Origin of the sequence: Mycobacterium sp. (assembly GCF_035697385.1) — a bacterium.
Lineage (GTDB): Bacteria > Actinomycetota > Actinomycetes > Mycobacteriales > Mycobacteriaceae > Mycobacterium.
This window is the reverse complement of sequence record NZ_DASSCY010000200.1, coordinates 1-23,182: the sequence shown is the minus strand read 5'-3', so window position 1 is coordinate 23,182 and position 23,182 is coordinate 1. Positions and strand designations below refer to the sequence as shown.

Below are 23,182 nucleotides of genomic sequence, written 5' to 3'. Positions count from 1 at the left end.
CGGCGGCCGGCGCCGGCGCAGGCTCCGTCGACGAACACGCCGCCAACGACGCGCCTGCACCGACCGCGGCACCGGTGCCAAGCGCTCCGGTGACGAAGGTGCGGCGCGAGATTCCCGTGCGCCGAGGCCGCTCGGTCACGACAGTTTCAGTACGCCTGCGATCTGGGAAACGTTCTCCGACAGACCCGCCAGCTGCGCCTTGAGCTTGTCGATGGTCGGGGGATCCACGGTCACCCCGGTGCACCGCGGCGACGGGTACGGGTCGTTCTCTGTGCAGTAGAGCACCCAGCCGTCGCCCCTACGCAGCGGCCGCATGGTGTCGAAGATCTCCGTGAACCCGGCATCGATCTTGCCGAGAAGAGCGGGATCTGCTTCTACCAGTGCAGGTTCGAGCTTGTCGACCGCGACCTGTGAGCCCTGCAGGTTGGCGTCGAAGTCCCAGAGGTCGGTCTTGGAGTAGCGGTCCTCTTCGCCGGTGATCTTGCCTTCGGAGACCTCTTCGATGAGCTCGGCGGCGCCGGTCGCCACGTCGACCGGTTTCACCTCGACGGTCGCGAACTGCTCCTTCAACGTGGCGACGTCCTTGTCGAGTTGGTCGGCGAACGGTGCGCCGCCCTCGGTGGTGTTCTTCTCGAACAGCAGGTACTCGAGACGGTGCCAGCCGGTGAACTCCGCATCATCGACGCCTGCGAAGTCGTCGACACGCGCGTCGACCTTTCCGTCGATCTCCTCGACAAGCCCGGCCAGCGGCTCGATGCGCTCCCATGGCAGTCGCGAAGGGGCATACGCGTCCTGCGCGGCCTTCAGGTCACCGGCACGCACGGCGTCGGTGAATACCTTGACGAGCCCGACGAGCTCGTCGACTTGGGCAACGGCGTACGCCTTGTACTCGGTCGCCGCCTTGTCGGCAAGCGGGTTGGGCGCCGCGGCCGCGGACGCGGACGTCGTCGTCGCGCTCGTGGTGGTGTCGGTGCCGCTTTCGGCATCATTGCTCGAACACCCGGTCATAACCAGAGCCAGTGCCACTACCGGTACCTGCCAGGCAAGATGCCGTCCCATCGGACCTCCTCATATAGACGCGTGAACACTACATGGTTCTGCCAAGGCTAGGCAGGCCTAACGGAGGTTAGCCTGTGTTGCTCAGCCCGCTCATACTTTGCGCAGCTAACCTGATTTCCAGGGCGAGCGCCCCACAGCACCTCGGCGACGGCCCGAAGGAGGGCCGAGCACTTCCGGCCGCGTGGGAACATGGGGTGTCGACCAGAGCGGGCTGAGGGAGTGCTTTGTCGGACGAGGGGAGCGTGTCGACGCAGGCGTCGGCCCCGGAGAGCGCACCGAGTGCACCGGGCCGAACCTTCGCGATGGCAGGTCCGCTGCGGGGACGCTGGTGGAAGATCGCCGCCGTCGTCGGCGCGACGTTATTGCTGATGGCATCCAGTTGCTCATGGCAGCTCGGCACCCGAATCCCCGAGGGCGTGCCGCCGCCTGCGGGCGATCCAGTGCCCAAGATCGACACCCACGCCAAGGGCAGGCCCGCCGACCAGCTGCGCGAGTGGGCCGCCGAGCGCGCGCCCGCGCTCGGCATGCCGGTCGAGGCGCTTGAGGCCTACGCGTACGCAGCGCGCGTCGCCGAGGTGGAGAACCCGGACTGTCATCTGGAGTGGACGACGCTGGCCGGGATCGGGCAGGTGGAAAGTCACCACGGCACTTACCGCGGCGCCAAGATCGCCCCGAACGGCGACATCACGCCGCCCATCCGGGGCGTCAGGCTCGATGGCACCAACGGCAACCTGGAGATCATCGACAACGACGGTGGCCACCTCGACGGCGATCCGCTGTACGCCCGAGCGATGGGGCCCATGCAGTTCATCCCCGAGACGTGGCGGCTCTACGGCGTCGACGCGAACAACGACAACAAGGTCAACCCGGATAATTTCGACGACGCCGCGCTGTCGGCCGCCGGCTACCTCTGCTGGCGCGGCAAGGACCTGGCCACACCGAGGGGCTGGATGAACGCGCTGCGCGCCTACAACCACTCCGACCAGTACGCCCGCACGGTCCGCGACTGGGCGACGGCGTACGCCGGCGGACACCCCCTCTAAACACGACGGTCGCCCGACCACGCTCTAGGCTCATGCTCGAGTCCCAAGTCCGCTGACGCCCGCTAAACCCAAGTCCAAGGAGAAGCCAGTGCCCATCATCGAGCAGGTCGGAGCCCGCGAGATCCTCGACTCCCGTGGCAACCCGACGGTCGAGGTCGAGGTGGCCCTGCTGGACGGCACGTTCGCGCGGGCCGCTGTGCCGTCGGGTGCGTCGACCGGTGAACACGAGGCGGTCGAGCTTCGCGACGGCGGCTCACGCTACGGCGGCAAGGGTGTCGACAAGGCCGTGCAGGCGGTACTCGACGAGATTGCCCCCGCGGTCATCGGATTGAGCGCCGACGACCAGCGGCTGGTCGACCAGGCGCTGCTGGACCTCGACGGCACGCCGGACAAGTCGCGGCTTGGCGCCAATTCCATCCTCGGAGTCTCGCTGGCGGTATCGAAGGCTGCGGCCGAGTCGGCGGGGCTGCCGCTGTTCCGCTACATCGGCGGACCGAACGCGCACATTCTGCCGGTGCCGATGATGAACATCCTCAACGGTGGCGCGCACGCCGACACCGGTGTCGACGTGCAGGAGTTCATGGTCGCGCCGATAGGCGCGCCGAACTTCAAGGAGTCGCTGCGGTGGGGCGCCGAGGTGTACCACGCGCTGAAGTCGGTGCTCAAGAAGCAGGGCCTGGCCACCGGTCTCGGCGACGAGGGCGGCTTCGCCCCCGACGTGGCAGGCACCAAGGCGGCGCTGGATCTGATTCTGTCGGCCATCGAGAGCACCGGATTCAAGCCGGGCTCCGACATCGCGCTTGCGCTCGACGTCGCCGCAACGGAGTTCTACACGGACGGAACGGGTTACAGCTTCGAGAAGGAAACCCGCACCGATATGCAGATGATCGAGTTCTACGCAGGGCTCATCGACTCCTATCCGCTGGTGTCGATCGAGGACCCGCTGTCCGAGGATGACTGGGACGGCTGGGTGGCGCTGACGGCGGCGATCGGTGACCGCGTCCAGATCGTCGGCGACGACCTGTTCGTCACCAACCCCGAGCGTCTCGAGGAGGGCATCGACAAGGGCGCGGCGAACGCACTTCTGGTGAAGGTCAACCAGATTGGCACTCTGACCGAGACTCTTGACGCTGTCGCCCTCGCGCACAACAGCGGATACCGCACCATGATGAGCCACCGCAGCGGCGAAACCGAGGACACCACGATCGCCGACCTCGCCGTCGCGGTCGGCAGTGGCCAGATCAAGACCGGTGCGCCGGCGCGCAGTGAGCGCGTCGCCAAGTACAACCAGTTGCTGCGCATCGAGGAAACCCTCGGCGACGCCGCTCGCTACGCCGGCGACCTTGCCTTCCCGCGCTTCGCGGTGGAGGCCAAATAGCCCGTGCCCGAAGCGAAACGGCCCGATCCGAAGCGACGGTCCCCGGCTTCCCGGCCGGGCAAGGCCGGCGTCGCGGGTAAGGGCCGTCCGCGCGGGGCGAGCCCGGCGCGCCGTGAACCGCGGATAACGGAGTCGCGGTCCGCGCCCGAACCCGAGCCGCAGAAACCGGAAGCCACCGTCTCCGTTCGCCAATCCATTGCGGCGTCGGCAGAGCAGCAGTCCGAGCAGCGCTTCGGCTCGGCCGCGCGCCGGGCCGCGATCCTTGCCGCCGTGGTGTGCGTGCTCACGTTGACCATCGCGGGCCCGGTGCGTACGTATTTCGCCCAGCGCACGGAGATGCAGCAACTGAAGGCAAGCGAGGCGCAATTGCGCGCCCAGATTGCCGAACTCGAGCAGCAGAAGGTCAAGCTCGCCGATCCGGTGTTCATCGCGGCGCAGGCACGTGAGCGGCTCGGATTCGTGATGCCCGGAGAGGTTCCGTATCAGGTGCAACTGCCGGAGAACATTGCAGTGCCTGGGACGCCGGGAGCCGACACTCCCGCAGCCAACCCGAATGAGCCGTGGTACACGTCGCTGTGGCACACCATTGCCGATGCGCCACATGGGGTTTCGCCCGCCCCCGCACCCGGTGCACCGCCTCCGCCCGCTGTCCCCCCTCCCGGTGGTTGACGCGGCGGATCTCGACGCCGTCGCGCGGCAGCTGGGCCGCGAGGCACGCGGCGTCCTCGAGATCGCATACCGATGCCCGAACGGTGAGCCCGGCGTCGTCAAGACCGCACCGAAACTGCCTGACGGCACACCGTTTCCGACGCTGTACTACTTGACGCATCCGGCGCTGACCGCGGCGGCCAGCCGGCTGGAGTCGTCGGGAATGATGCGGGAGATGACCGAGCGGCTGGCGAACGATCCGGAGCTGGCCGCCGCATACCGCCGCGCGCACGAGTCGTACCTGGCCGAGCGCGATGCGATCGAGCCGCTGGGCACAACGTTTTCCGGCGGCGGCATGCCTGATCGGGTCAAGTGCCTGCACGTGGTGATTGCGCACTCGCTGGCCAGGGGCCCAGGGGTGAATCCGTTCGGCGACGAGGCGCTGGCGGTGCTGGCCGCCGAACCGGCGATGGTGGGGATCCTCGACAGAAAGAGGTGGACGTGAGCAGGGTGGCGGCCGTCGACTGCGGCACCAATTCGATCCGGCTGCTGATTGCCGACATGGTCGACGGCCGGCTGCGCGACGTGCACCGCGAGATGCGGATCGTCCGACTCGGCCAAGGTGTCGACGCCACAGGGCAATTCGCGCCCGACGCTCTGGCGCGAACCCGGACTGCGCTTACCGACTACGCCGAGTTGATGCGCATTCACGACGTGCAGAACGTGCGCATGGTGGCGACGTCCGCCGCTCGGGACGCGGCGAACCGCGACGTGTTCTTCGCGATGACCGCTGAGGTGCTTGGCCACGTCGTCCCAGGGGTCGTCGCCGAGGTGATCACCGGTACCGAGGAGGCTGCGCTGTCCTTCCACGGTGCTGTCGACGAATTAGACCCGGCTTCAGCACCTTTCGTGGTCGTCGACCTCGGCGGCGGGTCCACCGAGGTGGTTCTTGGCACGCGGGATGTGGAGGCGAGCTTCTCGGCCGACATCGGGTGTGTTCGGCTCACCGAGCGGTGCCTGCACTCCGATCCGCCGACTGCGGTCGAGATCGCCGCCGCGCGCGACGTGATCCGCGAAGCGCTCGGGGAGGCGTTGCGCGCGATGCCCGTCGAGGGGGCGCGCACATGGGTGGGCGTGGCAGGCACGATGACCACGCTCGCGGCGCTCGCGCAAAAGATGACGACGTACGACTCGGAGGCAATCCATTTGTCACGGGTGGGGTTCGGCGACCTGCTGGAGGTGTGCGACGGGTTGATCGCGATGACGCGCGCGCAGCGGGCTGCGCTGGGCCCGATGCACGAGGGCCGCGTCGACGTCATCGGCGGGGGCGCCATCATCGTCGAGGAGTTGGCGCACGCGTTGGGTGAGCGCGCCGGAATCGATGAGCTGGTGGTCAGCGAGCACGACATACTCGACGGCATCGCGCTGTCGATCGCCTAATTTTCTTGCGCGACCCTGCGGACAGATCGCGCGTTTGCCGAAATTCGCGATCTCTCCGCAGTTTCGGCGCGATTCACGACGTCAGCCCGCTCGGCCGTTTATCACCACGTGTTCGCCAAAATCGCATCAAACTCCGCGGTCCGCCGCTGTGGCACTCGTGCGGCCACGATCACCACAGGCAAGGTGGCGAAGTAGTACCAAAGGTGTCTGGCAGCTTGCTAGCCTTTGGCCGTGGTCGAGTACAAGCAAGTGGCCCAGGCACGGGCGAGTACGCCTGTGCCGGGCTGGCCGACCGCCCCATGATGGCGGCGTTGCGGTGGTTCCGGCAGGTCGACCAATATTATTGGCTTACAGCCTATCTCGCGGCGCGCGGAGCCCAGCGGACGACCTGCCGGCTGGTCGCCTTGATGATCTTCAGTCTGGGCGCGCTCCCGGTGCTGCTGATCGGCAGTTCTATTGGCCCCCAGGGTGCGCGAGACCGTCTGCTCGCCGGCTTCATCACGTTGACCTGTCTGGTGATGGCGTTGCGGTGGCTGGGTCAGCGCTGGCCCACCAGGACCGAATCGGTCTTGTTCGTGGTCGCCGGCACGGTGTGTGTTGCCGTCGCATGTTTCATCACCACCAACCCGCTGTTCGGACTGTTCGGTGCCACCACGTTCGCGGTTCTCGGTGCCTACGTCGTCTTGTTCCACACCGCACGCTTGTTGATTTTCACGTGGGCGGCCGCCGCAGTCGTCGTCGGAATTCTGGGCGTCCGGTTGGCGCAGCGAGACGCGGTTCTGGCGCTGTGCAGTGTCATCTTGGTCGTGCTACTCAACGTCTTCCTCGGCTTCGTCGGACGGGTGGTGATCCGTTTCGTCCGTAGCGACACCCTGCCCGATGAGATGGAGCCACTCACCGGCCTGTACAACCGCGACGCCTTTTACGAGAAGGCGGCAACGCTGCTGGCGTCTCGCAGTCGCGACGACGACCGATACTTCGTCGTCGTGGTGATCAACATCGACAGCTTCTCGGCTCTGGTCTCGATGGGTGGTTCGTCGGTCGGCGACAGGGCGCGGGTGGACGTTGGCCGTGCGCTGGGAGAAACCATCCGGCACAACGCCGTCCTTGCTCATGTCGGTGACTCGGAGTTCCTCATCGCCGATTCCTTTACTGCCGCCGATCCGTCGCCGCTTGTTGAGCGTGCCCGCGCCGCGATCGCGGCGACCCCGTCGCACTTGACGGCCAGCGTCGGAGCGGTCTGCACTCCGCTGCTGCCGTTGACCCGCCACGCACCATCCGATGTGCTGGATGAGGTGATCGCCGTCGCGACGTCGGCGATGTACACAGCACGCCGAAACGGCGGCAACCAAGCCAGCTACTCGGTGAATCCCCCATTAGCGGTGCTCGACTACACCGACGGGGCCGAGGGGCACCACGCCTGACGCCTCCGCAGACGTCTACGGCAGTGGCGCCCACCACCGCAGCAATGTCCCGCCCGTGGGAACGCGCTCAACCGTAAAGTCTCCACCGACTTCTCGCGCGCGGTGGCGCAGGTTCGCCAGGCCACTACCGGTGATGACCTCCGGAATGCCGTGGCCGTTGTCGGTGACCTCGATGGTGAGGTCGTCCTCGACCTTGACATTGATGGTCAACGTGGTGGCGTCGGCATGCCGAACGGCGTTGCTAACGGCTTCTCGCACAACAGCTTCCGCGTGGTCGGCCAGGTCGGCATCGACAACGGACAGTGGACCGGCGAATTGCACCGTGGTGCGGAGCCCCGGACTGGCGAACTGAGCGATGGCCTCGTCCAGTCGTTGGCGCAGTCGCGTCGCGCCGGAAGGCGCACTGTGCAAGTCGAAGATCGCGGTCCGGATCTCCTGGATGACTTCCTGCAGGTCGTCCACGCAGTCGGAAAGCCGTTGTTGCACTTCCGTCGATCGTGCGCGCGGGATTGTTCCCTGGAGCGCCAGTCCTACGGCAAAGAGTCGCTGGATGACATGGTCGTGCAAGTCGCGTGCGATGCGGTCGCGGTCGGTCAGGATGTCGAGTTCGCGCATCCGGCGCTGCGATGTGGCGAGCTGCCAGGCAAGCGTGGCCTGGTCGGCGAAGGCGGCCATCATGCCGAGCTGCTCAGAGGTAAACGGATAGGTGCTTTCGCGTCGTAGTGCAACCACGACGCCCGCCACCGTGCCGGTGGCGCGAAGGGGCAGCACAAGCGCGGGACCAACGCCGGCGCCGGCGCCAACGTCGGCCATGTCGAATCTGCGTGGGGTTGCGTCCAGGAAGGCCTGGCCGATTGGCGTTCCGTGGATCGCGATGGTGTTTTCACCGCCACGATCGGACAACGCGCCGCCGGTTGCCACCACCGTCAGTTCGACGATGTCCGAGGACGGGATGTCAATATCGGATGGGACCGCCACGACCGTGGCCTCTGCACCGGTCAGTTTCAGCGTTTCGTCCGCGATTAGCCGGAACACCGTCGCCGGGTCGGCACCGGACAACATCTCGTTGGCAATATCCCGGGTCGCCTCGATCCACGATTGCCGAGCCTGAGACTGCTCATACAGTCGCGCGTTGTCGATAGCGATACCGGCCGCGGCGGCGAGTGCTTCGACCAATATCTCGTCGTCTTCGCTGAAGGGCCGCCCGTCGACCTTCTCGGTCAGGTACAGGTTGCCGAACACCTCATCGCGAATGCGCACCGGCACGCCGAGGAATGTTCGCATCGGCGGATGGTTCGAAGGAAACCCCACGGAGGCAGGATGTTGCCGAATATCGTCTAGCCGAATGGGTTTGGGCTCGTCGATGAGTACGCCGAGAACGCCGCGACCCTCGGGCAGGTGGCCGATCAGCTCACGCGTGGGTTCGTCGATGCCCTCGTAAATGAACTCGACCAACTCGTGATCGTCGCCGCGGACTCCCAACGCCCCGTAACGCGCGTCGACTAGCTCGATAGCCGTGTGCACGATCGTCCGTAACGTCGCGTCGAGTTCGAGACCGGACGTGACGACGAGCATGGCATCGACGAGCCCGTCCAGCCGATCGCGCCCTTCCACGATCTGACCCACCCTGTCTTGGACCTCCGCCAGGAGTTCGCGGAGACGCAACTGCGACAACGTGTCACGCAGGGGACGGCCGCCGCGCCGATCCGGTTGAGCTCCGCCGGTCACGGCTTCATCGTGGCACCCGGCAAGCGCACGGGTGAGACTTCCGCACGACTAATCAACCGGGCGCTGTTGTTGATCCAGCTTGGAAGCGAATACCGCGGCTTGGGTCCGGCGCTCCATGCCGAGCTTGGCCAGCAGCCGGGATACGTAGTTCTTCACCGTTTTCTCCGCGAGGAACATTCGTGCCGCGATCTGCTTGTTGGTCAGTCCCTCGCCGAGCAGTCCGAGCAGTATCCGCTCCTGATCGGTCAGTCCTGAAAGGGGATCCTTGCGCTCTGCCGCGCCGCGAAGCTTTGTCATCAGCGCCGCCGCAGCCCGATTGTCCAACAGCGATTTACCTGCGCCGACATCCTTGATCGCCTGCGCGAGTTCCATGCCCTTGATGTCTTTGACGACGTATCCGCTGGCGCCGGCAAGGATCGCGTCGAGCATCGCCTCATCAGAGGTATAAGACGTCAACATCAGGCAGCGCAGCTCCGGCAGGTCGGACAGCAGGTCGCGACACAATTCGATCCCGTTGCCGTCGGGAAGACGAACATCGAGCACAGCGACGTCGGGGCGTAGCGCGGGAATCTTGACCATCGCCTCGCCGACCGAGCCGGCTTCTCCGACAACGTCGAGCTCGGGGTCCGATCCGAGGAGGTCGACAAGTCCCCGGCGGACCACCTCGTGGTCGTCGACCAAGAAAACCCTGACCATGGCAAGCCCTCCCAACAGAGTCGACGAGCACGAGTCCGCAACCGACATATCAGTGTCCAACATGCTCATCATCGCGCCGTTCTCCACGTGTTCTGGCACTAGCGGCGAATCTCGAGGACATCCCGCATCGACCGCCTCGGCGTCGGCGCTGGAATGTCCTCTATCGACGGTGCGATTCCGACTCGAATCAGCACCTGTGGCACTGCGTTTCGTGCGGTGAGCCGACGAACGACGTCACGACTGGCCTCCATCTCGGTGACGTGTGTCATCGTGGCGGTCGCCATGCCTGCCATCGTGCAGTCCAGCAGAAGCTTCGACAGCACCTGACCGCAGTTGAAGGCGTCCTCGCGGGTGTCGGCGGGCGTGGACAACACAACGATCTTCGCTTGATCCCGCGGCGTCGCGCCCCGGCGGTCGAGGTTGCCGCTGAGTCTGAAGTTCCGGTTGACCGCGACCCTGTGCCGCTCCGAATCTGAGATCAATGCGCTCGGCGGAACACCTTCGGATAGCCTGAAAGGTGTTGTCCACCACTGTAGTTCGTGGTGGTACAGATCATCGTCGGAGCGGATCGACTCGGTGAGCCGAGCAACCTCGGCCAATTGCGGATGCATGTCGTCGGCCAAGACGTCGAGTGTGGCGAGGCCGCTGATCGAGTTGCGAAGTACACGTTCCAACGACTCGGCGGGCGCTCGGAACGGGAGCCGGTCCGTGCGACGCCGCAATATCGCATCGGCGCGGTCACGCCACTCCGGCGTGACGAAGTCGAGCGGCGTGAGTGTGATCGTCGCGAGGTGGTCGGGCTTGTCCGGCTCGGGGAACTGTTCGACGGTGGTGTTCCAGCCGGCCGCCGCCATCGCGACACGGAAATGATCGAGGGCGAGCCCGCAACCGATGAGAGCTTCGCGCCCCCAGCTGTCCGCTGAGCGCACCACTCGGTGGGGGTCGGCGTACAGATCGACCGCGGTTCTGCTCGCGACCCAATGCCATGGCTGACTGTTGTGTAATGAGGGAGCGCGGCAGGCCAGCCCCACAGCTTTCGCGATCACCTCGAAGTCGACCGTCGGCTTGGTCCTAACCATCGCTCGCTCAACCCTCTGCTGCAGTCTTGTACTGCGGGAGTCCGGGTTCGCAGAAGTTGCGCCCGGTCATCCTTTCGGTCCGGATCCGCACGAAGTGATCTCGCCGGCCGTCGACCCACGGCTGCAGAAAGGTTCCAGCGAGTTCCACCAATTCGTCCACATCGGTGATCGGCTCCGCGTGCCCGACCACGGTGACGCTCCACCCTGTTCGCAGGTCCGGATCCAGCTCGTCGGCTTCGAATGCGACGACCAAGTTCTGGGTGGCGGCAGCCAGCTTTGCACCGCCCGCAACCCGGATCACAACGTCGTCGCGCCAAAGCCGGAAGTTCACCGGCTGCACCGCGGGCAGAGCGTCCTCGGTGAAGACGAGACGGCCCACCCGCACGGTCTGCAACCGATCCAGACACTGCCTGCGGTTCAGGACCTCGAGTTGTTGCCCTTTTGCCATTGCGATCAACCTCCTTGCACCAGAGCGAGAGTCCCCACGGGGGTGGAGCGCCAGTGGCCCGCGCTGAGGGCCGTTAAGCGTGTGACTGCGCGTTCTATCCCGCTCGCGAGTTCGTCGACATCGGGTGCCGCGTCGTAGTCGCCGATGATGCCGAACACCAGATGGTCGGCGTAGCTCATGATCGCGATGCCAGTCCGCAGTTGCATCGCCAGCGGCGGAATCGGGAGCAACCGGATAACTTCTCGTCCCATCACCCGCAAACGCTTGCGAGGCCCAGGCACATTCGTCGCCAAGGTGACGACACCGCGCTGAGGCAGTTTGGTCAGCGCGCGAACCGTCCAAGCGGTGAGCGCAAATGGGATCGCATTCGCGGCGGCGACGAAAATGTTGCCGGCTTGACGCTGCCCACTTGCTTTCGCCTTTGTGAGTCGGGCGTGCACGCTTCGCAACTGCGAAATGGGGTCGGCCTTCTCGACGGGAAGGTAAGGGAGCATGACCGAGACACGGTTGTCTGTCTTGTCGGCGGCGTCGTTATGCCGCACCGACACCGGAACGAGGGTGCGTAGCGAATTGCGCTGCGGCTGCTCACCGCGGCGTAGCAGCATCGTGCGGAAGCTGTCGGTGATCGCTGCCAGCGCAACGTCGTTGACGGTCACCTCGAACCGCTCGCAGACCTTGGCCACATCTTCGATGGACACCTCCACCGTTGCGTAGCGCCGCATGTTGGTCACCGGCCCGGTCAGCGACGAGGCTGCCGCGGGACGCAGCAGACCGCCTGCGATCTCGACCGCTCCCTGTAGGACCTGGCTCGCGGCGGTAGTCACGCCCAGCGACGTCCGCCACGCCGCAGCCATCCAGTCGACCGGATTGAGCGTGAGTGCGGGCAGCCGCAGATCTCCTCGCGCCGGCTCGTGGGCCGCACGGGTTCCGGTCGCGAATTGCCGGTCTGCCGCGTCGTCGCAGAGCCGGGCGAGCATGTGCGTCGCCGCGATCCCGTCGGCGATGCAGTGATGAACCTTGATCAAGATCGCCCACCTGTTGTGCTGGAGCCCCTCGACAATCCAGCACTCCCAAAGTGGGCGATCTCGATCGAGGCGACGCTCCATGACCTCGGCGGCCCACCGGAACAGGGCCGCGTCGTCGCCAGGACGGGTCAGGGCGGCGCGACGTACGTGATGGGCGATGTCGATGTTGGTGTCGTCGACCCATCGTGGGGCACCGAGGTCGAGCGGCTGGGTCCGCAGGACCTGGCGCAACCGTGGCACCGCGAGTATGCGTTCGGCGAGGCCTGCGGCGATGCCGTCGAAGTCGGGCATCGGCCCGGCAAGGACCGCGATGGCACCGATCGCGAGGCTTACGTGGCGGTCAGAGTCCTCGGCTTGGAGGAACCCCGCGTCCAGCGTTGTCAACTGCTCCATGAATCCACTGTCTGCCACCTACAAGCGCCACGGCAGGGGCAAAGGTCCCTAGTTGGAAGGGCCAGCGACCTTGCCATCGCAAGGACGCTCAGTCGCGGTCGAGTTCGGAGCCGAACCGGAAGCGGCGGCCGGTGATTTCCGATGGGAGGACCCGGACGTAGCGGCTCTTCACCCCCGCCGTCCACGGCAGCAGTTGTGCTCGTTCGGCCTCTTGGATCTCGGCGCGGGCATTCAGCACCTTCGCCCCGCCCTTGACGATGACGCTCCAGCCTTCGGCGACGTTATGGTCGTCGGCTTCGAACGCCACCTGGTTGTTCATCACGACGGTGAACAGCTTCGTGGCGCGCTCCGCGGTCCGGAAAAGAACGGTCCTGCGTTGCACGACGAAGTTGACGGGAAATATCTCCGGGCGGCCCTCCACGCAGGTGACCAGCCGGCCCAACGCCATGCCGGCCAACAGATGCCAGCATTCGTCTTCAGACAGGACCGTCATCGGCGCACCGGGAACGGACATCCACTCATCCCCGCGTCGGCATGGCCGCGACCAATGGTGTGTCTACACCGAGCGGGCTCATTTTGTCAGCGCCACCGGGCGAACCAAGGGGACGATCTCGACCCGGCAGAGTTTCAGTGAAAAACGCGGCGTTGTCGGCGAGATACTGCTGCTCGTCCTCCGGCAGATCGGTTTCGTAGTAGATCGCGCCAGCTTCGCAAGCGAGTTTGCAAGCGCCGCAATCGACGCACTCATCGGGGTTGATATACAGCGCTCTGGCACCTTCGTAGATGCAATCCACGGGACACTCCGGGACACACGACTTGTGCTTCACGTCCACACAGGTACTGCCGATCACATAGGTCATGGCCAGAGGGTAAGGAGTGCGTGCGGTCGTAGTCTCGGGCCGAAGGGCCAGTCCCGTTGAGGACTAAAGGCCTTCGCGCGTAGACGTCACCACCCGCGGCGCCGCGGGTGCGACCCGACCAATTCGTCCTTGGCGGCGACGTCCCGGCTGCGGTAGACGATGTAGGGCCGGAACAGATAGCCGATCGGTGCGCTGAACGCGTGGACCAGTCGGCTGAACGGCCACAGCGCGAACAACACGAGCGCGATCAGCACGTGCAGCTGGTAGTACAGCGGCGCCTCCGCCATCAGGTCACCGCGCGGCTGCAGAACCCAGATGGAGCGGAACCACACCGACACGCTCTCCCGGTAGTTGTAGGCCTCACCGACGACGCCGGAGCCCAGCGCGGTCGCGTACAAGCCCGCGACGATCGCCAACACCAGCACCACGTACATGATCTTGTCGTTGACGGTGGTGGCCATGAACACGGGCCCGCGGGTGCGGCGTCGGTAGATCAGCAACGCCGCGCCCGCCAACGTCGTGATCCCTGCGATGGCGCCCAGCAGCACCGCCTGAACGTGATAGGCATTCTCGCTCAATCCGATTGCGTGCGTCCACGACTCTGGGATTACCAGGCCGATGACGTGACCGACGATGACCACCAGGATGCCGAAGTGGAACATCGGGCTGCCGATCCGCAGCAGTCGCGACTCATAGAGCTGCGACGATCGGGTGGTCCACCCGAACTTGTCATACCGGTAGCGCCACCAGGTTCCGACGATGACGATCGCCAGCGTCACGTACGGCGCAGTGTTCCAGAAGATCTCGCTCAGCATCTCACCGACGTCCTTCCGCGCGTCGTGGCGGGACTGTCAGCGTAAAGGGTTGCAGCCCAACGGCTTCGGCAGGTGGCCCAGCCTGCGCCAGGTGCTGCGCGCGTTGCATGTCCCGGTCGGTGGCAGCCGGCAGCGTCTCGCACACCGCCCTGACAGCGTGGGCGTACGGTGACTCCAGGGCGGTCAGCGCCCCATGCAGCACGTCGATCGGCACCCGGTGCCTAGCGAGAAGCCCAAGACCGACATCGGGATCGACGGTCGCCGCGAATTCCAGCACCACAGGCAGGAAATCCGGTGCTTCTCGCTGGGGCGGTTCAACACCCGCATCCCGATAGGCCTTCGCGAACTCGAGCATCGCGCTGCCCCTGTTGCGGGTGTCGCCTGTGGTCCAGTAGGTCAGGTACATCGTGGCGCACCGCTGAAGGTCGAAGGTGTCGACGTAGACAGCGGCCGCGTTCAGCGGCTCGGTGGCCTTCAGCGCGGTGACGGTGCGGCCCAACAGATCTGCGGTGTTGCCGTCGAGGTGGGCGAGCAGCTCGTCGGCGGTGTCGAGCCGGGCTTGATCCGGGTAAGACAGCAGCAGCGACGCGCACTGCCACACCAGCCTGTGGCGCAAGGTGTCCGGCCGTGCGCGGATCTTGAGCTTCATTGGTGACTCCCGGATGGGAACATCCCCGAGGGCACACCCCGGCCGTCCCAGTTGAGCAGGTTCACCCGCGACGGGTGGTCGGCGTTGGCGGCCATCCCCTCGTCCGTCTGTCGCTGTCGCAGCGCGTGGAAGGTCTCCACCGCCACCGGGACCGGGCCGCCGCTGGCCTCGCCGAATGGGCCCGACTCGTACATGCCGGGCCCGCCGTCGAACGACAATGAGCAGGCGCTTTCCTCGAGCTGTTTGCCCTCGGTGGCGTATGCGGTCGGGATCACATACCGCTCTTCGTATTTCGCGAGCGCGAGCAGCCGGTACATCTGGTAGATCTGCTCCTCGGTCATCCCGACTGCCTCCGGGATATGCGGCTGGGTTTCGCGGCCCAGATTGATGTCTCGCATGTAGGACCGCATCGCGGCCAGTCGGCGCAGCACGCTCTCGACGACGGCGGTGTCACCGGCGGTGAACAACTCGGCCAGGTACTGGATAGGGATGCGCAGCGCCTCCAGCGCCCCGAAGAGGTTGCCGAGCTCTTCCCCGTCGTGACCGTCGCGGCTGACGGCGTCGACCACCGGCGACAGCGGCGGGATGTACCAGACCATGGGCATGGTCCGAAATTCCGGATGCAATGGGAGCGCGACGCGATAGGTGTTGATCAGCGCGTACACCGGTGACCGCTGCGCGGCCTCGATCCATTCGTCGGAGATGCCCTCGGCGCGGGCACCCTCGATCACCGCGGGGTCCGCCGGGTCGAGCAGGATCTGGCGCTGCGCCTCGTACAGGTCGGCGTCGTTCGCAACCGAGGCGGCCTCCAGCACGCGGTCGACGTCGTAGAGCACCAGGCCGAGGTAGCGCAGCCGGCCCACACAGGTCTCCGAGCACACGGTGGGCAGGCCGACCTCGAGCCGCGGGTAGCACAGCGTGCACTTTTCGGCCTTGCCGGTCTTGTGGTTGAAATACACCTTCTTGTAGGGACATCCGGACACGCACATGCGCCAGCCGCGGCACCGGTCCTGATCGACCAGCACGATGCCGTCCTCGGTGCGCTTGTACATCGCGCCGGACGGACACGACGCCACGCACGAAGGGTTCAAGCAGTGTTCGCAAATGCGCGGCAGGTAGAACATGAACGTCTCTTCGAGCTTGAGGCGAACCTCTTCGCTCACCTTCCGCAGGATCGGGTCACCGGGCAGGATCTCCGGCGAGCCGGCCAGATTGTCGTCCCAGTTCGCCGACCACGACACCTTCATCGGTTTGCCGCTGATCAGGCTTCGCGGCGGCGCGACCGGCATCTGTTCGCCGAGCGGAGCCGTCGTGAGGTTCTCGTAGTCGTAGGTCCACGGCTCGTAGTAGTCGTCGATGCTCGGCAGTTTCGGGTTGGAGAAGATGCGAAGCAGTTTGTTCAGCCGGCCGCCGTCGCGCAGTCGCAGCCGTCCTTTTCGATCACGGACCCAGCCGCCACGCCAACGGTCCTGGTCCTCGTAGGTGCGCGGATAGCCTTGCCCCGGACGGGTTTCGACGTTGTTGAACCACACGTACTCGGTACCTGCGCGGTTGGTCCATGCCTGCTTGCAGGTCACCGAGCAGGTGTGGCAGCCGATGCACTTGTCGAGGTTCATCACCATCGCCATCTGTGCCATGACCTTCATAGGTACGTCACCTCTTGACTGCGACGGCGCACCACCGTCACCTCGTCTCGTTGGTTTCCGGTGGGCCCCAGATAGTTGAAGGCGAACGCGTTCTGTGCGTAGCCGCCCGCCAGGTGGCTGGGCTTGATGAGCAGCCGGGTCAGCGAATTGTGGATTCCGCCACGCTTTCCGGTGGTCTCGGTGAGCGGCACGTCGATCGTGCGTTCCTGTGCGTGGTAAACGAATACCACGCCCTCGGGCATCCGGTGCGACACAATCGCGCGGCAGACCACCACGCCGTTCCGGTTGACGGCTTCGACCCAGTCATTGTCTTGCACAGCGATTTTCGCTGCATCCGCCGGACTCATCCACATCGTCGGACCGCCTCGCGACAGTGACAGCATCAGTAGGTTGTCCTGATATTCGGAGTGGATCGACCATTTCGAGTGCGGAGTCAGGTACCGCACGGTCAACCCGACTCCGTCCGTCTGGTCGCCGACCTCCGGCTCGCCGAATAACCGTGACATGTCCAGTGGTGGGCGGTAGGTGGGCAGTTGCTCGCCGAGTTCTTCCAGCCAGTCGTGGTCGACATAGAAGTGCATCCGGCCGGTGAGCGTATGGAAAGGCTTGAGTTCCTCGATGTTCACGGTGAACGGCGCGTACCGGCGTCCTCCTGTCTCGCTGCCCGACCATTCGGGACTGGTGATCACCGGGACGGGCCGGGCCTGGGTGTCGGCGTAGGTGATGCGGCGCTCTTCGCTGCCCTCGGCCAGGTGCACGAGACTGCGGCCGGTGCGTTTCTCCAGTTCCCGGAAGCCCTCGACCGCCAGGCGTCCGTTGGATGTGCCGGAGAGCGCCAGGATGACGTCGGCCATCCGTTCGGCCGTGGTGATCGCCGGGCGTCCTTGCGCCGCGCCGGAATCCATGACGCCGAATTTCGCGGCGAGCTCGTCGACTTCCTTGGCCGGCTTTGTGGTGATGCCCTTGGTGGTCAGGCCGAGGCGTTCGACCAGCGGACCAAGCGCTGCCCATTTGTCGGCGATGGCGGTGTAATCACGTTCGACCACCGCCACCGGGCCCATCGTCTTCCCTGGTACGGGTACCTCGCCCGTGACGCGCCAATCATGCTCACTGCCACCGGGATACGCCATCGCCCCGGGGGTGTCGTGCTGCAGAGCGCCCACCACAACATCTGTCCGGGTACCAAGGTGAGACTTGGCCATAATGCTGAACGCTCGCGCGATCGCGCCGAAAGCCTCGTAGTCCGAACGGGTTTCCCATGGCGGATCGATAGCGGGGCTGAACGCGTGGACGTAGGGATGCATGTCGGTACTGGACAGGTCGGCCTTCTCGTACCAGGTCGCCGCAGGCAGCACCACGTCGGAGAGCAGGGTCGTCGAGGTCATCCGGAAGTCGATCGACATCAGCAGGTCTAGCTTCCCCTCCGGGATGTCATCGGTCCATGCGATGTCGTTGGGCCGCAACGCCTCCACCGTGGGTTGGGCTTGCAGGTTCGAGTCGGTACCGAGCAGGTGGCGCAGGAAGTACTCGTTGCCCTTGCTCGACGAGCCGAGCAAGTTGGCTCGCCATACATTCAGCACTCGTGGCCAGTTCGCGGGATCGTCGGGATCGGTGATGGCGAGTTTCAGGCCCCCCGACGCCAATTCCTCTGCAACATAGGCGGGTATCTCTTTGCCCGCGGTGCGTGCTTCGTCGGCGACGTCGAGACTGGACCGGTCGAACTGTGGATAGAACGGTGTCCAGCCCATAGCCACTGCGGACGCAAGCACATCCATCGTGTGCTTGTCTGCGAACCTGCCCCGGCCCAACGGGCTGGCCAGCGCATCTGCGCGGTAGCCGTCGTAGCGCCACTGGTCGGTGTGCGCGTACCAATACGACGTGCCCGCCATCTGGCGCGGCGGTCTCGACCAGTCCGTGGCCATCGCCATTGTCGCCCACCCGGTGACCGGTCGGCACTTCTCCTGTCCGACGTAATGCGCCCAGCCTCCGCCGTTTCGCCCCATCGACCCGGTGAGTAGCAGCAGCGCGAGCACGGCGCGGTAGGTGGCGTCGCCGTGGAACCACTGGCAGATCCCGGCGCCCATGATGATCATCGATCGGCCGCCGGACTCCTCGGCATTGCTGGCGAACTCCTTGGCGACCCGGATCGCCTGGGCGGCGGACACTCCGGTGATCGGTTCCTGCCACGCAGGGGTGTACGGCTGGCTGTGATCGTCGTAGCCGGTGGGCCAGTCGCCGGGAAGCCCGGGCCGCGCCACGCCGTACTGGGCAAGCATCAAATCAAAGACCGTGCACACTAGGTGCTCGCCGACGCGGCGCACCGGCACCCCGCGGGCAAGAATTTCGCCATGGCCGTCGACCGTGTCGAACCGCGGCAGCCTGATCAGCGCGGTCTCGCCGCCCGCATCGTGGCGCGCCACCGTCAGCGCAGGCACGACGTCCCCGAGATCCAGATTCCACTTGCCGACGCCGTCGTCGCCGTAGCGGAAGCCCAGCGACCCGCGCGGCACGGCCACGTCGTCGGTGGCGCCGTCGAGTAGCACTGGTTTGAACGCGGAGTTCTCGACATCGTGGCCGAGATCTGCCGCGGTCAGGTTCTTGCCAGCCACCAGGGAGCCGCCGCGCTGCTCGAGCTTGACCAGAAACGGCAGGTCGGTGTAGCGGCGCACGTAGTCGACGAAGAACGGGACACGCTGGCGCACAAAGCATTCCGAGAGAATTACGTGGCCCATCGCCATCGCCAATGCGCCGTCAGTGCCCGCAGCGCACGGCATCCACTCGTCGGCGAACTTCGTGTTGTCCGCGTAATCAGGGCTGACGGTGACGACTTTGGTGCCGCGGTAGCGCACCTCGGCCATCCAATGCGCGTCCGGGGTGCGGGTCACCGGGACGTTCGAGCCCCACATCATCAAGTACGACGCGTCCCACCAGTCCCCGGACTCCGGCACGTCGGTCTGATCGCCGAACACCTGAGGCGAGGCCACCGGCAGGTCGGCGTACCAGTCGTAGAACGACGTCATCGCCCCGCCGACCAACTCGACGAACCGGGAGCCGGCGGCGTGGCTGACCATCGACATGGCCGGTATGGGCGAGAACCCCGCGACGCGGTCCGGGCCGTACTCCTTGATGGTGTGGACGTGGGCCGCGGCGATCATTTCTGTCGCCTCGGCCCACGTCACCCGCACCAACCCGCCCTTGCCGCGGGCCCGCTGGTACCGGCGGCGGCGCTCGGGGTCGGCCTGGATCTCGGCCCACGCCAACACGGGGTCACCCGTCTTAGCTTTTGCCGCCCGATACATCTCGACGAGCAGGCCGCGGGCATACGGGTATCGCACCCGGGTGGGCGAGTAGGTGTACCAGGAGAACGCCGCGCCGCGGGGGCAACCGCGAGGCTCGTACTCGGGCCGGTCAGGCCCCACCGACGGATAGTCGGTCTCCTGGGTCTCCCAGGTGATGATGCCGTCCTTGACGTAGATCTTCCAAGAGCACGAGCCGGTGCAGTTGACCCCGTGGGTGGAGCGCACGACCTTGTCGTGACTCCACCGGTCGCGGTAGAACACGTCGCCGTCTCGACCTCCGCGGCGGGTAACCGTGCGCAGGTCCTCGGAGAACTCACCAGGGGTGAAGAAGCGGCCGCTGCGCCCCAACAGTTCCTCCACCGGGCCACCGACGCGGGGAGTAGTCGTCACGGCGGGGACTCCTTGTCGGCTTTGGCCCGCTCGGGTTCATGCGCGTGGAGCCGCAACGCCGTGTACCCGAGGGCTATCAGCGCGGTCGCCACCAGTAGGAGTAGGCCGATGGTGTAGTTGTTGTCGGCCGCGTTATAGGTCGCGCCCATCACCAGCGGTGGGAAGTATCCGCCCAATCCGCCTGCGGCGGCGACGATTCCGGTGACAGAGCCTACCGACTTGGCTGGGGCGCGGCGGGCCACCCAGGCGAAGACGCCGCCGGTGCCGATGCCTAGGAAGATCGCCAGCGTGATGAACGTCGCGGCGGACCATACGTCGGGCGGCGGCTGGAAGGCCGCGACGAATGCCATCAGCGCGGTGCCCGCGAACGAGGCAAGCACGATGTACTTCGGCGCGATCCGGTCGGACAGTGCCCCGCCGACTGGGCGGGCCAGCACTGCCGCAAGTGCGAACCCGGCGGTGCGGGCACCGGCGTCGACGGGGGAGAAGCCGTAGATCGTCTTGATATACGTGGGCAAGTAGTTGCTGAACGCCACGAAACCGCCGAACACAATGGCGTACAGGAACGACATCTCCCATGTCACCGGCAGTTTCGCTGCCGCCCTGAGTTTCGGCACCACCGGGTCGGTGTTCGGTTCGAACTGCGGCGAGTCGTGCATGGCAAGGAGGCAGAGCCCGGCGGTCGCGGCGAGGGCGACCGCGACGATGACGTGGGTGGTGAAAAGCCCGAACCAACCCACGAAACGGGGAGTGAAGAATGCCGACAGCGCGGTGCCCACCATGCCCATACCGAAAATGCCCGTCGCGAAGCCGCGTCGGGCCGGTTCGTACCAGTTGTTGGCGAACGGGATGCCGACGGCGAAGATCGTGCCCGCGATACCGAGGAAGAATCCGAATACCACCAACAGTGGGTAGGACCCCGCGGCACCTGCGGCGCCCACCGCCAGTACCGGCACGATCGATGCCAGCGATATTGCGATGAACATGACGCGGCCGCCGTACCGGTCGGTCAGCGCCCCGACGGGTACCCGGCCGATGGCTCCGACCAGGATCGGCGTTGCCACCAGTAAGGACGCCTCTGTACTGCTGAGCGACAGATCGCCGGCGTAGGTGGTAGACAGTGGCCCGATCATGTTCCAGGCCCAGAAGTTGATGGCGGAGACCCAAGTGGCCAGTGCCAGGTTGAAGCCTCGCCGAGCGCCGGTGTCCGGCGTAGTCGCCGAGTTCACGTCTACTAGAGAACCACCTCTGGGGCGGGAGGTGAGCAGTTCAGGCAAAAAGATTGTGGCCCAACGCCATCGAGTCGGCTGCACACCCCGATACTTTTCTCAGCGACCGCGACCCCAAATAGAGGAGTTGGCCGTCGAGCAAATGGACCAACGTCCCTATCCGACACGATGTCGCGCTGTTGCGCCTAGTTCGCCAGCGAGAGTCCGGCGGCCACGGCGAAACCAAGCTCAGCAGCCAAACCGGCTTGATCTCTTGCCTTTTCGCTGGCTTCAGGGTCATCGACCCAAGCGGGAAGCTTAGGCGCGGATCTTGGCTCGCCGCTTCGTCGGGTCGTGTTGGCCGGCAAGCGTCAAGCCGAGCAGCATCATTCCGATGCCCAGCCCAAAGTGCAGCCAGTTGTCGGCGCCGTTGACCGGGACGACGTTGGCGGGGCTGTCGTGCTGGATGAGCAGCCCGTGAACCCACAGGCCCAGATAGACCAGCCCGCCGCCGAGAAAGTACGCGCGCGCCGCGGCGTAGCTGCGCGCCATCACCACACCGGCGACGCCGAACGCCAAGTGCACGGCGTTGTGCAGGATGGACACCGCGAAGATGCCGAACAGCTTGGCGCCGGACTCATGGCCCGCCCATTCGAGCGAGTGATAGTCGGTGGTCGCGCCCGGAATGAAACCGAGCACGCCGACGAACAGGAAGCCGCCGGCGACCAGTAGTGCCGCTCCTTGCACTGCCATGTACTTGGGGGTCGTCGTCATCGCCTGGCCTCCCTCGCCCGCTGTTATTGACGGATGGGCAGGTTCGGTGGATACCCGAGCCAGCGGCCCGTTAAGCGGCCGGCGGTGTTCTGTCGGCAGGCGTCCGCGTCGCGACATTGCTGCGGGACAACAGCACGCCGAGCAAGACCATCGCGGCTCCGAGCGCGAAGTGCAGCCAATTGTCGGCCATGTTGACCGGGACGAAATTCGCGGCGGATTCGTGGTCGATCACTAGGCCGTACAGCCACAGCAGCAGGTATATGGCCCCGCCGCCGATCAGGAAACCCCGCGCCCCGCTGAAGGTACGGGCCAACACCAGTCCGGCGACGCCGAAGGCGAGATGCACGACGTTGTGCAGGATCGACACTTCGAAGATGCCGAGTAGGTGTGCGCCAGATTCATGTCCGGCGAACGTCATCGCGTCGTAGTCGCTGGTGATGCCCGGGACGAAACCCAGGATTCCGACCAGCAGGAACGCTGCCCCGACGGCTAGCGCGGCCTTCTGGACCGCCGTTGTGTATGACATCGTCACCCCTCCTCGAGTAGCGGGTCCAAGAAATACCCAGAGAAAAGGTGCGCAAACCAGAAATAGCTGGCGAACTTGGTCCGCCAGCTACTCCGATATCGTTTGCGGCTCGATCGCCGCGGGGTTCAGCGTCTGATGTTGCAATTCGGCGGGTTGCCGCAATGATGGCCGCTGTCGCAGGCATTGCAATGACAGGTACAACCCGAACCGGCCTTGGCTTCTGATACTCGCATCGCAGATCAACTCCTTTGTCGGTCTGACCGCCTAGAAAGGTGGGAGCAGAGCTCGCTCGCACGAACGCATATCAACATATGCCGACATCACAATAGTTCGCATCTATTTGGAAATAAAGGAAAGTCGAGTCGATGACCAACGAACGCAGCTATCCATCCGGAGTTCCGTGCTGGATCGACACCGACCAGCCCGACGTGGAGGCGGCTCGTCGCTTCTACGCCGGCCTGTTCGGCTGGCGGTTCTCGGATGCCGTCCCTGCCGATGCACCGGGAACGTATTTGATCGCCACTCTCGATGGCGACGACGTTGCTGCGATTGGGCCCGCCGACGACCAGGGGCGCGCCGCGTGGAACACCTATGTTGCGGTCGACGACGCCGACGCCGTGGCAGCGTCCGTGCGCACGGCAGGTGGAACCGTCA

General features: G+C 65.6%; 21 protein-coding genes and 1 pseudogene. 7 read left to right on the top strand and 15 right to left on the bottom strand.

Annotated elements, in window-relative coordinates; translation table 11 throughout:
* Positions 1–135: 135 nt before the first annotated feature.
* The gene (locus tag VFH65_RS16290) at positions 136–1,059 is read right to left on the bottom strand and encodes an EfeM/EfeO family lipoprotein (RefSeq protein ID WP_353322813.1); all 924 of its coding nucleotides are present in this window, start codon (positions 1,057–1,059) and stop codon (positions 136–138) included.
* Between the two features lie 302 nt (positions 1,060–1,361).
* On the opposite strand from VFH65_RS16290, the gene VFH65_RS16285 reads away from it, so the two are divergent.
* The 6 genes from VFH65_RS16285 (at position 1,362) to VFH65_RS16260 (ending at position 6,992) form a co-directional block, all read left to right on the top strand.
* Positions 1,362–2,102, top strand: a complete 741-nt coding sequence (locus VFH65_RS16285; RefSeq protein ID WP_353322814.1) for a lytic transglycosylase domain-containing protein — start codon at positions 1,362–1,364, stop codon at positions 2,100–2,102.
* A gap of 88 nt (positions 2,103–2,190) precedes the next feature.
* On the top strand, positions 2,191–3,480 hold the full coding sequence (gene eno / locus VFH65_RS16280; protein ID WP_353322812.1) for a phosphopyruvate hydratase: 1,290 nt from the start codon (positions 2,191–2,193) through the stop codon (positions 3,478–3,480).
* A gap of 3 nt (positions 3,481–3,483) precedes the next feature.
* The gene (locus VFH65_RS16275; protein ID WP_353322811.1) at positions 3,484–4,149 is read left to right on the top strand and encodes an FtsB family cell division protein; all 666 of its coding nucleotides are present in this window, start codon (positions 3,484–3,486) and stop codon (positions 4,147–4,149) included.
* Positions 4,142–4,633, top strand: coding sequence for a DUF501 domain-containing protein (locus VFH65_RS16270; RefSeq protein WP_353322810.1), 492 nt, complete (start codon positions 4,142–4,144; stop codon positions 4,631–4,633). Before VFH65_RS16275 ends, VFH65_RS16270 begins: the two co-directional genes overlap by 8 nt.
* Complete coding sequence (locus VFH65_RS16265; RefSeq protein ID WP_353322809.1) at positions 4,630–5,568, top strand: Ppx/GppA phosphatase family protein; 939 nt, start codon at positions 4,630–4,632, stop codon at positions 5,566–5,568. The genes VFH65_RS16270 and VFH65_RS16265 overlap by 4 nt, the downstream gene beginning before the upstream one ends.
* Positions 5,569–5,975: 407 nt before the next feature.
* Positions 5,976–6,992 (top strand): GGDEF domain-containing protein, encoded by a 1,017-nt coding sequence (locus tag VFH65_RS16260; protein ID WP_353322808.1) that lies wholly within the window; start codon positions 5,976–5,978, stop codon positions 6,990–6,992.
* Positions 6,993–7,007: 15 nt separating this feature from the next.
* On the opposite strand, the gene VFH65_RS16255 is transcribed toward VFH65_RS16260, so the two are convergent.
* The 14 genes and pseudogenes from VFH65_RS16255 to VFH65_RS16190 all read right to left on the bottom strand — a co-directional run bounded on the left by VFH65_RS16255 (position 7,008) and on the right by VFH65_RS16190 (position 22,528).
* On the bottom strand, positions 7,008–8,720 hold the full coding sequence (locus VFH65_RS16255) for a GAF domain-containing sensor histidine kinase (protein WP_353322806.1): 1,713 nt from the start codon (positions 8,718–8,720) through the stop codon (positions 7,008–7,010).
* 48 nt (positions 8,721–8,768) lie between these two features.
* The gene (dosR, locus tag VFH65_RS16250; RefSeq protein WP_353322805.1) at positions 8,769–9,416 is read right to left on the bottom strand and encodes a hypoxia response regulator transcription factor DosR/DevR; all 648 of its coding nucleotides are present in this window, start codon (positions 9,414–9,416) and stop codon (positions 8,769–8,771) included.
* A 98-nt stretch (positions 9,417–9,514) separates the two neighbouring features.
* Positions 9,515–10,495: an Acg family FMN-binding oxidoreductase gene (locus tag VFH65_RS16245; protein ID WP_353322804.1), complete on the bottom strand. Its 981-nt coding sequence runs from the start codon at positions 10,493–10,495 to the stop codon at positions 9,515–9,517.
* Positions 10,496–10,502: 7 nt separating this feature from the next.
* On the bottom strand, positions 10,503–10,943 hold the full coding sequence (locus VFH65_RS16240; protein WP_353322803.1) for a pyridoxamine 5'-phosphate oxidase family protein: 441 nt from the start codon (positions 10,941–10,943) through the stop codon (positions 10,503–10,505).
* A 5-nt stretch (positions 10,944–10,948) separates the two neighbouring features.
* On the bottom strand, positions 10,949–12,361 hold the full coding sequence (locus VFH65_RS16235) for a WS/DGAT/MGAT family O-acyltransferase (protein ID WP_353322802.1): 1,413 nt from the start codon (positions 12,359–12,361) through the stop codon (positions 10,949–10,951).
* Between the two features lie 88 nt (positions 12,362–12,449).
* On the bottom strand, positions 12,450–12,875 hold the full coding sequence (locus tag VFH65_RS16230; protein WP_353322801.1) for a pyridoxamine 5'-phosphate oxidase family protein: 426 nt from the start codon (positions 12,873–12,875) through the stop codon (positions 12,450–12,452).
* A 4-nt stretch (positions 12,876–12,879) separates the two neighbouring features.
* Positions 12,880–13,221, bottom strand: coding sequence for a ferredoxin (gene fdxA, locus VFH65_RS16225; RefSeq protein ID WP_353322800.1), 342 nt, complete (start codon positions 13,219–13,221; stop codon positions 12,880–12,882).
* An 86-nt stretch (positions 13,222–13,307) separates the two neighbouring features.
* Positions 13,308–14,042: pseudogene (gene narI / locus VFH65_RS16220) on the bottom strand (respiratory nitrate reductase subunit gamma); the annotation flags it as partial.
* Positions 14,038–14,685 carry a nitrate reductase molybdenum cofactor assembly chaperone gene (gene narJ, locus VFH65_RS16215; RefSeq protein WP_353322799.1) on the bottom strand — a complete coding sequence of 216 codons (648 nt, stop codon included), beginning with the start codon at positions 14,683–14,685 and terminating at the stop codon, positions 14,038–14,040. The gene narJ and the pseudogene narI, both read right to left, overlap by 5 nt.
* Positions 14,682–16,331 carry a nitrate reductase subunit beta gene (narH, locus tag VFH65_RS16210; RefSeq protein ID WP_353322798.1) on the bottom strand — a complete coding sequence of 550 codons (1,650 nt, stop codon included), beginning with the start codon at positions 16,329–16,331 and terminating at the stop codon, positions 14,682–14,684. Before narH ends, narJ begins: the two co-directional genes overlap by 4 nt.
* Positions 16,328–20,020 (bottom strand): nitrate reductase subunit alpha, encoded by a 3,693-nt coding sequence (locus VFH65_RS16205; RefSeq protein WP_353322797.1) that lies wholly within the window; start codon positions 20,018–20,020, stop codon positions 16,328–16,330. Before VFH65_RS16205 ends, narH begins: the two co-directional genes overlap by 4 nt.
* Positions 20,017–21,249 carry a nitrate/nitrite transporter gene (locus VFH65_RS16200; RefSeq protein ID WP_353322796.1) on the bottom strand — a complete coding sequence of 411 codons (1,233 nt, stop codon included), beginning with the start codon at positions 21,247–21,249 and terminating at the stop codon, positions 20,017–20,019. The genes VFH65_RS16205 and VFH65_RS16200 overlap by 4 nt, the downstream gene beginning before the upstream one ends.
* 297 nt (positions 21,250–21,546) lie before the next feature.
* Positions 21,547–22,002, bottom strand: coding sequence for a DUF4383 domain-containing protein (locus VFH65_RS16195; RefSeq protein WP_353322795.1), 456 nt, complete (start codon positions 22,000–22,002; stop codon positions 21,547–21,549).
* 70 nt (positions 22,003–22,072) lie between these two features.
* On the bottom strand, positions 22,073–22,528 hold the full coding sequence (locus VFH65_RS16190; protein WP_353322794.1) for a DUF4383 domain-containing protein: 456 nt from the start codon (positions 22,526–22,528) through the stop codon (positions 22,073–22,075).
* A gap of 365 nt (positions 22,529–22,893) precedes the next feature.
* On the opposite strand from VFH65_RS16190, the gene VFH65_RS16185 reads away from it, so the two are divergent.
* The coding region (locus VFH65_RS16185) for a VOC family protein (RefSeq protein ID WP_353322793.1) at positions 22,894–23,182 on the top strand (289 nt) is incomplete at its 3' end.

What these genes read in the sequence shown, in the direction of transcription:
- VFH65_RS16290 (WP_353322813.1), bottom strand. Translation starts at nt 1,059, where the DNA reads ATGGGACGGCATCTTGCCTGGCAGGTACCGGTAGTGGCACTGGCTCTG.
- VFH65_RS16195 (WP_353322795.1), bottom strand. Translation starts at nt 22,002, where the DNA reads ATGACGACGACCCCCAAGTACATGGCAGTGCAAGGAGCGGCACTACTG.
- narH (WP_353322798.1), bottom strand. Translation starts at nt 16,331, where the DNA reads ATGAAGGTCATGGCACAGATGGCGATGGTGATGAACCTCGACAAGTGC.
- VFH65_RS16260 (WP_353322808.1), top strand. Translation starts at nt 5,976, where the DNA reads ATGATCTTCAGTCTGGGCGCGCTCCCGGTGCTGCTGATCGGCAGTTCT.
- narJ (WP_353322799.1), bottom strand. Translation starts at nt 14,685, where the DNA reads ATGAAGCTCAAGATCCGCGCACGGCCGGACACCTTGCGCCACAGGCTG.
- fdxA (WP_353322800.1), bottom strand. Translation starts at nt 13,221, where the DNA reads ATGACCTATGTGATCGGCAGTACCTGTGTGGACGTGAAGCACAAGTCG.
- VFH65_RS16245 (WP_353322804.1), bottom strand. Translation starts at nt 10,495, where the DNA reads ATGGTTAGGACCAAGCCGACGGTCGACTTCGAGGTGATCGCGAAAGCT.
- VFH65_RS16190 (WP_353322794.1), bottom strand. Translation starts at nt 22,528, where the DNA reads ATGTCATACACAACGGCGGTCCAGAAGGCCGCGCTAGCCGTCGGGGCA.
- dosR (WP_353322805.1), bottom strand. Translation starts at nt 9,416, where the DNA reads ATGGTCAGGGTTTTCTTGGTCGACGACCACGAGGTGGTCCGCCGGGGA.
- VFH65_RS16230 (WP_353322801.1), bottom strand. Translation starts at nt 12,875, where the DNA reads ATGTCCGTTCCCGGTGCGCCGATGACGGTCCTGTCTGAAGACGAATGC.
- VFH65_RS16235 (WP_353322802.1), bottom strand. Translation starts at nt 12,361, where the DNA reads ATGGAGCAGTTGACAACGCTGGACGCGGGGTTCCTCCAAGCCGAGGAC.
- VFH65_RS16285 (WP_353322814.1), top strand. Translation starts at nt 1,362, where the DNA reads ATGGCAGGTCCGCTGCGGGGACGCTGGTGGAAGATCGCCGCCGTCGTC.
- VFH65_RS16240 (WP_353322803.1), bottom strand. Translation starts at nt 10,943, where the DNA reads ATGGCAAAAGGGCAACAACTCGAGGTCCTGAACCGCAGGCAGTGTCTG.